The sequence below is a fragment of the Paenarthrobacter sp. 10L420 genome, assembly GCF_056395385.1.
This window is the reverse complement of sequence record NZ_JBFTJK010000018.1, coordinates 23,254-35,208: the sequence shown is the minus strand read 5'-3', so window position 1 is coordinate 35,208 and position 11,955 is coordinate 23,254. Positions and strand designations below refer to the sequence as shown.

At 61.5% G+C, this 11,955-nt stretch carries 13 protein-coding genes; 4 read left to right on the top strand and 9 right to left on the bottom strand.

Going from position 1 to position 11,955, the window contains the following annotated elements; translation table 11 throughout:
* Positions 1-16: 16 nt before the first annotated feature.
* Both AC1DD5_RS20795 and AC1DD5_RS20790 read right to left on the bottom strand, forming a co-directional pair.
* Positions 17-589: an MOSC domain-containing protein gene (locus AC1DD5_RS20795; RefSeq protein WP_477522645.1), complete on the bottom strand. Its 573-nt coding sequence runs from the start codon at positions 587-589 to the stop codon at positions 17-19.
* Positions 590-645: 56 nt separating this feature from the next.
* Positions 646-1,125, bottom strand: coding sequence for an NUDIX hydrolase (locus AC1DD5_RS20790; RefSeq protein ID WP_477518991.1), 480 nt, complete (start codon positions 1,123-1,125; stop codon positions 646-648).
* Between the two features lie 367 nt (positions 1,126-1,492).
* On the opposite strand from AC1DD5_RS20790, the gene AC1DD5_RS20785 reads away from it, so the two are divergent.
* On the top strand, positions 1,493-2,737 hold the full coding sequence (locus AC1DD5_RS20785) for a hypothetical protein (RefSeq protein ID WP_477522644.1): 1,245 nt from the start codon (positions 1,493-1,495) through the stop codon (positions 2,735-2,737).
* An 84-nt stretch (positions 2,738-2,821) separates the two neighbouring features.
* Here the strand turns inward: AC1DD5_RS20785 and AC1DD5_RS20780 are convergent, their stop codons facing one another.
* From AC1DD5_RS20780 to AC1DD5_RS20755, 6 genes are all read right to left on the bottom strand, one after another.
* A complete protein-coding gene (locus AC1DD5_RS20780) occupies positions 2,822-2,998 on the bottom strand; it encodes a hypothetical protein (RefSeq protein WP_442003195.1) in 177 nt (58 codons plus the stop codon).
* A gap of 7 nt (positions 2,999-3,005) precedes the next feature.
* A complete protein-coding gene (locus AC1DD5_RS20775; protein ID WP_477522643.1) occupies positions 3,006-4,121 on the bottom strand; it encodes a glycosyltransferase family 2 protein in 1,116 nt (371 codons plus the stop codon).
* Positions 4,122-4,317: 196 nt separating this feature from the next.
* Positions 4,318-4,488: a hypothetical protein gene (locus tag AC1DD5_RS20770; RefSeq protein ID WP_216926503.1), complete on the bottom strand. Its 171-nt coding sequence runs from the start codon at positions 4,486-4,488 to the stop codon at positions 4,318-4,320.
* Between the two features lie 180 nt (positions 4,489-4,668).
* A complete protein-coding gene (locus AC1DD5_RS20765; protein WP_477522642.1) occupies positions 4,669-5,499 on the bottom strand; it encodes an oxidoreductase in 831 nt (276 codons plus the stop codon).
* Positions 5,500-5,590: 91 nt separating this feature from the next.
* Positions 5,591-6,322, bottom strand: a complete 732-nt coding sequence (locus tag AC1DD5_RS20760; protein WP_477522641.1) for an SRPBCC family protein — start codon at positions 6,320-6,322, stop codon at positions 5,591-5,593.
* A 123-nt stretch (positions 6,323-6,445) separates the two neighbouring features.
* Positions 6,446-9,118: an exo-rhamnogalacturonan lyase family protein gene (locus tag AC1DD5_RS20755; RefSeq protein ID WP_477522640.1), complete on the bottom strand. Its 2,673-nt coding sequence runs from the start codon at positions 9,116-9,118 to the stop codon at positions 6,446-6,448.
* Between the two features lie 148 nt (positions 9,119-9,266).
* Here AC1DD5_RS20755 and AC1DD5_RS20750 point away from each other — a divergent pair, with 148 nt between their 5' ends.
* From AC1DD5_RS20750 to AC1DD5_RS20740, 3 genes are all read left to right on the top strand, one after another.
* A complete protein-coding gene (locus tag AC1DD5_RS20750; protein ID WP_477522639.1) occupies positions 9,267-9,614 on the top strand; it encodes an ArsR/SmtB family transcription factor in 348 nt (115 codons plus the stop codon).
* 13 nt (positions 9,615-9,627) lie between these two features.
* Positions 9,628-10,125, top strand: a complete 498-nt coding sequence (locus tag AC1DD5_RS20745) for an SRPBCC family protein (protein WP_477522638.1) — start codon at positions 9,628-9,630, stop codon at positions 10,123-10,125.
* 102 nt (positions 10,126-10,227) lie between these two features.
* On the top strand, positions 10,228-10,815 hold the full coding sequence (locus AC1DD5_RS20740; protein WP_442016159.1) for an adenylate kinase: 588 nt from the start codon (positions 10,228-10,230) through the stop codon (positions 10,813-10,815).
* A gap of 39 nt (positions 10,816-10,854) precedes the next feature.
* Here the strand turns inward: AC1DD5_RS20740 and AC1DD5_RS20735 are convergent, their stop codons facing one another.
* Positions 10,855-11,916, bottom strand: coding sequence for a glutathione S-transferase family protein (locus AC1DD5_RS20735; protein ID WP_477522637.1), 1,062 nt, complete (start codon positions 11,914-11,916; stop codon positions 10,855-10,857).
* Positions 11,917-11,955 lie beyond the last annotated feature (39 nt).

Sequence of the window (11,955 nt, the reverse complement as noted above, 5' to 3'; positions counted from 1 at the left end):
CAGGAAGCCACGGGGATTAAGGAAGCCGCGAGGGCCGCAGCGCCGTTGCCTCGCCGGCCCTGGCTGGATCCAAGGGCACAGGACTCACCAACACAGCCGGACCTCTGTGGAGTAGTCCCCCAGAGATCACCTGGCAGCGAACCCCACCCCTGCCGCGCATCGCCTTGTGGGCGCCCGGTGCCAGCATCTGGTCCATCCACGCGCAAGGGTGTGCGGGCCTTCCTGCCTTCAGCCGCACGAAGTCGCTGCCAGATTCCAGAATGAACTCATGGCCCAGCAAGGGAGCCAGTTCGGCTCCGCGAAGCACAACGTTTCGCCGCGTTACCAACGGATCGAAGGGCCCGGCGCCCAGTTCGGAGGCAATCGACTCGAGGGATTCCACCGCGAACACGGTCACTGCGGCGTCCATGTGGGCGGCCTTGCCGAAGAACCTGTCACCCACAATGCCCTTGCCCGCCACGAGCTCGGCCTCCTCAGCGTCCGTCGTCGGAACATCCGCGGCGCCTTCGCGGGCGCGGCCAAAATAGGCGTGCGCCGGCGACACCAAAAGGTGAAGCAGCTCGACGTCGTACCTGTACTCAACGGTCATCATTCAACGCTAACGCTTCGGGGCTTCGAAGGGCAGCGCCCTAAGGGCGAGAGGCTCTAGAGGCCTTTCGCGACAAGGTGCCGGGCCAGAGCGTCCACAATTGGCAGTTGCCCTTTGACGAGCTTGGTCCTGGCTGTTGCTTCTCCAAACCACCGTGCGTCGTCTATTTCCGGAAATTCCTTGATGGAGCCCGATCCCTTAGGCCATTCCATAGGAAAGGTGTTGCTGACGATCTCATCGGGCTGGAAGGAGTCTGCTTCTGCTGCGAAGGCGGTGATGAGTTTGCCGGAGGGCTGTTTGAAAACCCCCAACAACTCGTAGTCAGCCGGTGGCGGCGGAGTCCCAATTTCCTCGATAAATTCGCGTCGGGCGGCAACCAAAGGGTCTTCGTCCTCAAGGAATTCGCCCTTGGGAATTGACCAGGCGTGTTCGTCCTTGTGCGCCCAGAAAGGTCCACCCATGTGGGCAATCCAAAGTTCCAGCTCTCCCGTGGAACCGTGCCGGTAGAGCAGGATTCCCGCGCTGCGAATCGTGATGTGACCTCCCGGCGTCATGAATTGAATGCGAAATGAACGGGCTAAGCCAAGATTACTCCCGGCCAGGCGGCCGTTATCCAATTGATGGCATATCCCGGATTTTGGTTCTTCAATTCGCTTCCTAAGGACCCATGTCTACTTGATAATCGAGGAACTGCACGTTCCTGGTGGGGGTGGAATGTTGTTGCGGTCTCCGGTTTTTGCCGGGGACGAGTCTGGGCGCATCAATGGAGGCATGGCTATGGCATGGTCAGTAGGGCTCATTCCGCATGGGCGAAGAAAAGCAGCAGGTTTGGCCGTCGTGCTGGCGGTGGGTTTATCAATGCTCACTGGAACAGGCCCATCACACGCAGCCGATACAACCCCCATGGCTGAGAACCCTGGCCCTGTGGGCAGCTTTGCCTGGAAGGGTTTCAACTGGCAGAAGCGTTTCTGGGGTGGGGCCCCGATGTACAACGCCAGCTGGGACGCAAACAACGTCAGCAACCCCGACGTCAACGGGTACGTCAAACTGTCCATCACCAACCCGACCGGCTCGGCTCCCAAGGGCGCGGAGTTCCAATCCACACGGGAGGGTTTCGGCTACGGAACGTACAGCACCACCGTGGAAAAGGACGTTAGCGCGCTCCAGAAGGAAGTGGTCTGGGGTTGCCTCTTCACCTATGACCCCGCGGCCGAACCTGGGTACACGGAGATCGACCTCTGTGAGGCGTCCGCTTGGGGAGGCGGGGCTGCTTATGGCCAGAACTGGCCTGTTACTCAGGGCCACGGCTATTGGTTTGATGCCACACTGCCTCCTGGGCAGGGCAACAATACGGTCACCTTCGATGTCACCAATGCTCCGATCCTGACCCACAGGATGGTCTGGGAGCCAGGCAAGCTCACCTTCGAGACGTTTGCCGGGGAGGGCTACGGAGGAACGCTGCTGAAGCGGACGGTCCTGCAAGGCTCCACAGTTCCAGTTCCGGCCAACGAGCAGATCCACTTCAACCTGTGGGTTACCGGGGGCGGTGGGGGTGATGCAGCCCATGTTGCACCTGAATCCGTCACCATTCGTGATTTCTCGTTTGTTCCGGGCATCCCGTTGACAGCCCCAATACCTACTATCTCCGGAACGGCGGCAGTTGGATCAACGCTGACTGCCAATCCAGGCCCCTGGACCGCCGGAACTGCATTGACTTATCAGTGGTACAGGAACGGAACGGCAATCGCTGGCGCAACAACCGCCACCCGGGCCCCTGCGGCTGCGGATCAGGGCGCCACGTTGACCGTGCGGGTTACGGGCACCAAGGCCGGTTATGCCACGACTACCAAGGAATCGGTGCCCACGGCTGCCGTGGTGGCCGGTACACTGCTTGCACCCACTCCCACCGTCACGGGGACGCTCACCGTTGGCTCCACGCTGACGGCCAATCCGGGGACGTGGACCTCAGGAACTACGCTGACGTACCAGTGGTACCGCTCCGGTGTGGCGATCGCGGGGGCAACAGCCAAGACCTATGTCCTGGTGGGCGCGGACCAAGCAGACACCATGCGAGTTCGGGTTACCGGAACGAAGGCCGGGTACAGCACCGTATCCAAGTATTCGGCTGATACGGCGCTTGTTAGTTAACGAACGGCGGGGTTAAAACAACAAACCCGCGGTTGTGTCGCGCTGGGGGCGTGATCCGACACAACTGCGGGTTTGCTGGGCTTGCTAGTTTTTCTGCGCGCGGACCGGGACGATCCTCTTGATGGCCAGGCCAAGGGCCAGCATGGCGAAGGCGGCCAGTGCGAACCAGAAGAGGTCCCCGGCGCCGGTCATGGCAAGAGTGCCGGAGCCGGCTCCTCCTGCAATTGCTGCGCCTACGGATCCTGCTGGGTTGTTGTACATGAGTCGTTTACCAAACTTTCTTTCTGTTGAGTGCGGCGTCCAGGTAGGCCTTGGCGTGGACTGCCTGGAGGAAAACGTCGATGACGGTTTCGTACATGGTTGCGGCAAGCAACATGTACCTCCAGCCCCGGAAACGCAGAGTTACTATGCGTTCCAGGACGAAGATGCAGGTGACGGCGAGCCAGAATGGGTGGAGGTTCAGTCCCATTCCGCTGGTCAGGGCAAAGACGATGGATCCGAGGTAGGCCAGGGTTACCAGGACGCCAAGCATGGAGAGGAACTGCCGTCCCCAATAGGCCCTGGTCACTTTGGTCCACCCGTACTGCACGCAGTTCTCCACGGCTCCGCGCTTCCACCGGAGCCGCTGCGCCCAAAGTTCCCGCCACGTCGGCATGACTTCGGTGACCAGCGTGCAGTTTGACGGTGAAGCTATGCGGTATCCGAGGGTGAGGAGAGCAAAGGACAATTCGTTGTCTTCGGTCAGCACCGAGGTATCGTAGACGCCGCCCTCGCCGTTTCCAGGAGGAAGCGTGCCGTTCAACCGTGCTGCGACGACGTCCCCGAGGGTCTTAATGCGGAATAACGCGGCAGTCCCGGTGACTACCAGGCACCTGCCGTGGAGGCGCTTTACATCCCGGGCGTACCGGGCATACTCATTTCGCTGCAGGTGTCCGACGAACCCGCCTCCCGGCCCACCGCTGAACACTCCACCCACCGCCCCCAACAGTTCGTCCTTGAGGAGGTTGTTCGTGGCATTCTCGATGAAGTCCGGGGCAAGCTGCGAATCGGCGTCCTGGACCAGAACCAGGTCTTCGGGATCGGCTCCGGGAAGAAGCTGCCCCAGAGCGAAGTTCAGGGCGCCGGCCTTCTTATCCCTGTTGCCAACAGTGCGGAGGACTTCGACGCCCTGGGCCAGGGCGAGTTCTTCAGTATCGTCGGTGCAGTTATCGGCCACCACGATCACACGATCCGGGCGTTTGGTCTGGTTGTTCAGGGAGATGAGGGTTTCGGTAATGCCGGCGGATTCGTTGTGTGCCGGGACCAGAACCGTGACCACACCACCAGGGGCACGGTGGGATCCCCGTGGTGCAGCAGTTGTCTCTGAAATGACGGCCCGATGCATCGGGGATTCCTCCGTTCGAACTCGAAGTGGTGTTTCACTTAGAGTTTCAACGGAAACGCAAGAAACCTGTCCACAAAGCATCAAGGAAGTCTCAAGGTTTGATCAGGAGTTCCCTGATGGCGTCACGATTCAGAAAACGTGAGAGGACGACGCCGGGAGGTTCCGGCGTCGTCCTCTTGTGGTGAGTTTGAGCTGCTTAGCGGCTCAGGCTAACGGTGAAGGTTTTCGGTCCGCTGAGCGTTACTGCAATGCCGCAGTTTTCGGCAGCGGCACGTGGGGAAAGATCCCGGATGGCCGCGTCGATGGTGTGGTCGATCGCCGACTTGTCCCAGATTTTCAGCGTGATGGAGTCAGTATGTGTCGTCATTGTCAGTACTTTCACTCAGGCCGTTAACAGCCCCAAGCTTCTTCGCAGGGGCCGCATCCTCGTCGGTGAGGATTGCTGATTCAGCTTGTATGGGAAGCGAGTTCCCTCATTCATGGTTCATGCTGCCCACCGCGATTGACAAGCTCATCCGGTCAAGTGTGACCGATTACACGTTGGAAGTTACTCCGTGTAACCCGTGCTGAGGCTCTGCTCGCGCCAACGATCCACTTCGGCTCGCTGGGCCTCTTCCACCGCACCGTAGGCGTAGACGGCGTCGGCACCCAACAGCAGGAATGCGGGTGTCTCGGCTGCTTCGACGGCGGCGATGATCACATCTGCTGCTTTGTCCGGGTCGCCCTGCTGCGTGCCGTGGACCGTGTCGTGTTCCTTGCGGCGCTTGCCAGCCGTCTCGGCGTAATCCTTAATTGCCTGAGCCGATTGGGTGAGCGAACGCCCTGCAAAGTCGGTCCGGAACCCACCCGGTTCCACCACTGTCACCGAGATTCCCAGAGGCTTCAGTTCCTTCTGCAGCGAGCCGGACAGGCCCTCAAGTGCAGCCTTCGACGCTGAGTAATAGCCGGAACCGGGCGGGCAGATCCGGGCGCCGATGGAGGAAATATTCACTATTGCACCTGATCGGCGGGAGCGCATTCCAGGCAGGACGGCCTTGATCATGGCGACCGGGCCAAAAACGTTGGTGTCGAACAGCGCCCGGACGTCGCCGTCATCGCCTTCTTCAATGGCTGCGCGGTAACCGTAACCGGCATTGTTGACCAGCACGTCCACCGCGCCAAACCGGTCCTCGGCCTGTTGCACGGCGGCTTCTACCTGAGACTGTTCGGTGACATCCAGCGCCACGGCCAGGGCCGTCGTCGGGAACTCGGTGGTCAGCTCCTGCAGTTTGGAGACATCGCGGGCGGTGACGACGGCGTTATCGCCTCGTGCAAGCACGGCTTGGGCCAGCGCGCGGCCGAGTCCGGTGGAGCAGCCTGTGATGAGCCAGGTAGTCATGACGTTCCTTTCATAGGTGGACCACTCAGGCGTGCCGCCCGGATCGTGGTGATCCGGGCGGCACTTGGTTGTTTGTTTCGTGCGGTGGCTGCTACCGCTGGCCGGGCAGCCCACCCATCGGTGGGATGTAGCCCGGGCCGAAACCCTCGTCGTCCTTCCGTTCCGCGGCGCTGCGTGTATCGCTGTCCGCTGTCTCGTCGGAATCGCCATCCAGATCTGCCAGGCCGTTGGTCTGATCGAAGGCGTGCGTAATGGGGTCTACGATCGGGACGTCGCCGGGCTTATCAGTGCCGGCCTCGGTTGCGGCCGCTGTTGTGCCCCCGGTTGCTGCGCTGGTGCTGGCGGCTGCGCCGGTTGTCGTAGTGTCCGTCGTCCCCGTGGTGCCCATATCAGCATCCCGTTGGGGTGTCTTCTTCTCGATGTACTCCTTGAACTTCTTCAAGTCCGACTCTGCCTGCCTTTCAACCACATGCAGTTTGTCGCCGAGGAATTCAAGGACGCCGTGAGGCTCGTATTCGAGTGACAGATGCAAGGACGTCTGGCTCGGGCCAGCTTCCTTGAAGTCCACCCACCCGGCATTCTTGGCACCTTCCACCGCGGCCCATGCCACGGCCCGGTCCATGTCCTGCTGAACGATCTTCGCTTCCCAGCGGCGATGGACGCCAGCGATTTCGGCCACCCATTCCAGACGGTCATCGCTCAGCCGCGTCACGCGTTCCACTCCGCCCATGAAACGGGGGAATTCCTCGAACCGCGTCCACTGTCTGTAGGCCGTACTTACCGGAACGTTGACCATGATGGTTTTGTCGACTTTCGTGGTCATAATGTCCTCCTCCTCTGACTCGCTACCATATTTGTCAGCATACTTACAATATCGAGCTTTGAGCGGAGTAACCAGAGGTTCCCGATACCTGCTGGAAGTGGTGGCGTCAGGAGCCAACGGGACTCACGACGCCGGGCCCTCCTCCCCGGACAGCGCACCTCCGACGAGGGCCAGGTTTTGGATGACGGCCAGGCCGAACTGGGCGGTGTCGTTGGTGGAAACAGTGGGGGCTTCGTCGACTGGTTGAAGGACATGTGGCGGCAGGATCTTCTTCAAGGTGAAGGCTTCGGCATGGTTCAGGTTCTCCCCGCCCTGGGCAAAGCTCTCCCATGCCAGCTCCGCCAAATCAGGAGACCCGAGTCGAGCCGCGGCGTAGGCAGTGAGTCGGCTGTGCGCCTGAGTCAGGTAGATGCCTGCAAGGGGCTGCCCCACTTCGGCGGCTTGCTCCTCCGGCGAAGCCAGGAACAGCCTGCAGTATTGCAGCCACGCCTTCTCAAAGGACGCGTCCAGCACCAGGCTGATCAGTTCGCTGCAGATTTCCACCAAACCGAACACGGCACTCAGGTGCGAAACGCTGATGGCTTCCCTGCGGGCGTCGAACCTTCCCTGGTCGAGGTCGTAGAGCGCCTCGCCGGTGAGGAAGCCGTACTTCAGGGCGCCTATATCGGCCATGGTTCCCAAGAGGCGGTCGCGTGAGCGGGGGTTTCCGGTGCGTTCCCAATCCGTGAGCCAGGTGGCTGCGAGCGAACCCCAGTCTGTCCCAAGCCCGACGCCCAAGGCGCCGCGGTCCGGACGGTAGGTATCGGCGTCGGGACGTACTTTCCGGACCGGATCAAGGCCAAGGAAGTTTTGGTCGCTGTCCACGAGTTCGGTGAGGAGATCGCCGGTGCGCTCATCCGCGGTCAGGTAATAGTAGAAGCGTCGGTAGGCCGGGGTGCTGATTCGGAGTTGCTTGGCGCTGCAACCCCAGTGCTGCACGTTGTGCCGCGAGCCCAGGCCGCGCCAAGGGCCAAGGTGGTACACGTCCACTTCACCGGTGTGCCGGGTCATGGCCTCGGCGAAGCGGAAAACATCGGCGCGACCGGAGCGGAGGTACATGTACCAAAGCCAGAGATCGGGCGAAAGTTCCGAGTTGTCCCAGGCGTAACCGCCGACGTCGTACCGCCAGACGTGCCGGTCCGAGTCGTAGGTGTGCATGACGTCGCCGTAGTTCCAGAACCCGTACCAGCGGCGCTGTTCCGTTTGGGCCCGATAGAAGTCGAACAAGAAATCCAGCTTGTCTTCCAGCTCTGCACGGGCAGGAGTTCTGCGGTCCACGGGGGACCAGTCGCCGAAGACTCCGGCGGCGTGCAGGTACTCCGGGGACGGCTGCAGAAGCGGGGGAGTGGACGCTGATTGGGCGTCGGCGGCGAGGCTTTCAGTAGGGGGTGTTGCGTCGTAGGCGAACAACGTCAACTCATGCGTGCGGGCGATTCCGGAGGGATTGCCAAAGCCGGGCTCGTAATCCTCGTACGTGATCTCCAAGCCCTCGAGTTGTTCCTCAAAAGTGTCCTGGCCGAGGCCATCGTGGTAGAAGCGGAGGTCCATGGGCTGGGCTTCAGGGGAGTAGAGCCAAGCCGTCATCGTGGCCTCGGACGTTGCGGCGCCGCGGATGTCCAGCTGGCCCGGATGCGACTGCCAGAAATCCCTGACGCCAATCCCGAATCCACCCCTCAGGTCACTGAGCGAACAGAAACCGGACGAGCGCGTGCCGCCGGAAATGCCCACCCAGCCGCGGCCGGGAGCGGTACGTTTCCGCAGCTCAAAGCCGTCGGCGCTCAACTGAGTCAGCGTGTAGTCGTTCCACGACGGGATGAGATGCAGCCGTTCGGAAACCAGCGGGCTCCATTCGTTGAGTGGCGGTGTGGGTTCTCCGGCAATTTGGGCTTGGCGGACGGGCTCGCCCGGATCCCGTCGCAGGCCCGTCAACCCGCGGACCGCTTCCACGAGGAATCCGCCGTCCGCGCCGGCGATCCGGACGTGACGATCGTGCAATTCGCTTTCGAGCGGGACGCTGAACTGGACGCCCAGCCCGGCGAGGAAGTCCTTGTCAGCCTCGCCGTCCCAAATGAACGAATGCATCATCCGGATGCTCCGCGCGCCGGCATAGAAGTAGAAGCGGACGGTGAACGGAAGCCATTCCCTTTCGCTCCGGTCCGCCTGATGACGGCCTTCCAGTCGCACGACTGCCCGAACCGGCCCACGCTGTTCCACTGTCACGGAGGTGATCTGGCCCGTGAAACCCTGACGTGTTGTGCTGCCGGCTCCCTCGCTCAGCCCGGTCTGGAGAAGGCTCACGAGTCTGCCGTCCTTCGCCACCACCGAACCGTCGCGGGTCAGGGTGCTGAACAAAGTGGATCCTGACCGGGGGAGCACTATTTCCAAGGTCCCGGTGGAGACCGTTACGGACTCTTCCGTTTCGGTGACGGTCACGTCAGGTGAGCGCTCGACGGCGGCTGCCGGACCGCCGTCGGGCTCTTCCGGTGGGTGCGCGCCACTGTCGGTGCTGACGTTATAGGCGGCCGAGGGCTTTTCGCTCGCGCCGACCGCTACGCCCGCCCACTTGAGCGATCCGTCTGGCCAGGTAGCGAGCGGCCAGGTTTGGGCTTTGACGGCCTCGCCGGTGGCATCGAAAACGGCCAGCTCTTCCGCGCCGCGTACGGTACCCCGCGGAAAGGGCATCCCCCACGTTGTCCCACTGCTAAGTCCCGCGGGCGGTTCGTCGTCGAGCCACGTGATCTGGGCGTGCTGAGCCATGTTCGATGCCACCTAAGGTTTCGGAAAGCGCTTTCTTTGGTACGTTTCAAAAACTTACCTTTCGATGTTGCGCGCCGCAAGGGGTGGCTGCAGGATGATCCCGAATAAGCGTTGACACGTAGCCATTGCGGCGATATCGTACAACCAAATGGTTGTAGATGAGTTCAGTTCAGTACCCTCCAGCGATGTCGAACTCGACCGCTTGTTCCAAGCCTTGGCAGACGCCACTCGGCGCGACATTGTGGCCAGGGTGACATCCGGGGAGTATTCGGTGTCCGGGTTGGCTGCGCTCTACGCCATGAGTTTCGCGGCCGTGCAGAAGCATGTAGCCGTTCTGGAACGGGCTTCCCTGGTGACCAAGGAGAAACGTGGGAGGGAGCAGATCGTGCGGGGAAATCGTGATGGACTGCAAAAAGCCCGGCGTCTGTTGGATCAATACGAAATGATCTGGCGGCAACGTGCCGACCGGATCGCCGAAATTCTCGCTGAAGATTAGGAAGGGATCTGTCATGACTGTTGTCAGCGTGGACAAAAATGCCGAGGCCCTGAGCCTCACGGTCGTTGCCGAGTTCGACGCCGACGTCAAGCGCGTTTGGAAAATCTGGGAGGATCCGCGCCAGCTCGAACGGTGGTGGGGACCGCCTACCGTGCCGGCCACGTTCGAAACCCATGATTTCACCCCCGGAGGCAAGGCGGGCTATTACATGACGGTCCCCGACGGCACAAAGGCCCGCGGCTGGTGGCAGTTCACCACCGTAAACGCGCCGGACCACCTCGAATTCGACTACGGATTTGCCGACGAACAGGGCGTCCCGGTGTACGAGCACGGAGCCGCTCACGCCACCGTCAGGCTCGAGCCTCTTGGTGACCGCACCCGGATGACCATGTCCACGCGCTTTGACTCTGAAGAACAGCTTCAGAAGATGTCGGACATGGGCATGGAGGAAGGCCTGCGGGAAGCGATCGGCCAGATCGACTCGCTGCTGGCCGAGCCAGCCAACGCCTGACGCCGGTAGCGGTCGGCAAGAAAAACCGGAGACGGCGGGAGTGTCGCGCCGTCGTCGGCGTATCGTTTAAGTCCCGGCCGCCTCTTGAAACGGACTTGTGTCATGGCGCGATTGATCATCATGGGCCCTCCAGGTTCCGGCAAAGGCACGCAGGCGGAAGTGATCGCCAGGCATTTCTCGATCCCCGCGATCTCTACGGGAGACCTCTTCCGCGCACATGTTCGGGACAAGACAGAACTCGGTGCAGAAGCCGGCGAGTACATGAACCGGGGCGAGTTTGTTCCGGACCACGTCACCACGGCCATGCTCCGTCAGCGACTGGAGGACGCCGATACAGGGAATGGTTTCCTATTGGACGGCTACCCGCGGACTGTCATCCAAATTGGCGCCCTGGATGAGATTCTGGCCGCAAAACAACAGACGCTTGAAGTTGTTCTTGTGCTGACAGTGGAGGATGCCGAGCTCGTTGCCCGCATGCTTCAAAGGGCCCAGGAACAGGGCCGCAGCGACGACACTGAACCTGTGATTCAGCGCCGGCTGGAGCTGTACCGGGATGAGACGCAGCCTGTGGTGACTGCGTACACGCAACGCGGAATTCTGTTGATGGTGGACGGCTCCGGCGAGCGGGATTCGATCACGGCTGCTGCGATCGCTGCGGTGGAGGCGGCGCTGGCGGGCCTTCGTCAGTGACAGGTCGGGAGGCCGCCGAGCAAAATAGGCTGCTGCCGGTTAGACGGCCCCGTGACCAGCAGCCACTTCCTCGCCTGCCTTGACCGGCCCTGGTGGAGTCCCGTCCCCGAACGGACGCCCGCCAGGCGATTCCCTTCCGTGCCGGCTCAGCCAACCTGACAGGTCCGGTCCCATGGGGACGATGCGTGTGGGATTAATGTCCTCGTGCACTATGTAGTAGTGCTGCTTGATCTGGACGAAGTCGGTCGTGTCGCCGAAACCCGGCGTTTGGAACAGATCCCTGGCATACGCCCACAGCACCGGCATTTCGCTGAGCTTGTTTCGATTGCATTTGAAATGCCCGTGGTAGACCGCATCAAAGCGAGCCAGTGTGGTGAACAACCTGACATCCGCCTCGGTGATGGTGTCACCCACGAGGTATCTCTGGTTTGCCAGCCGTTCCTCGAGCCAGTCCAAGGCGCTCCACAGGCGGACATAGGCAGCTTCGTAAGCCTCCTGGGACCCTGCGAAGCCGCACTTATAGACCCCATTGTTGACCTCGGTGAAGACGCGCTTGTTCACCGTGTCGATTTCCTCGCGCAGGTGCTCCGGATAGAGCTGTGGTGCGCCCGGACGGTGGAACTCTGCCCATTCTGTGGAGAAGTCGAGCGTGATTTGGGGGTAGTTGTTGGTCACGACGGCCCCGCTGGGGATGTCCACGATTGCCGGAACCGTGATGCCGCGGGGATAGCCCGGAAAGCGGTGGAAGTACGCCTCCTGTAGCCGCTCGATTCCCAGTACTGGATCTTTTCCGTCAGGATCCAAATCAAAGGTCCAGGACCTGGCGTCGTGGGTAGGGCCCGGCTGTCCGAGGCTGATGACGTGCTCCAGGCCCAGAAGCCTGCGGACGATGACCGAACGGTTGGCCCACGGACAGGCCCGGGCTGCTATCAGTCTGTATCTACCTGGCTCTACCGGCCAGCCGGGTTCATCGTTCGGGCCGGGAGTGCCCTCGCGGGTGATCCGGTCCTCGATGTAGTTGGTGTCCCGATTGAACTCGCTGCCGGTGACGTAGGAGCCTCGTGTGCTGTGTTCGTCCATTGTGCGGGTTTCTTCATCCATTTCTTCAGACTATGTCCACGCACATGGAGTCCTCAACGA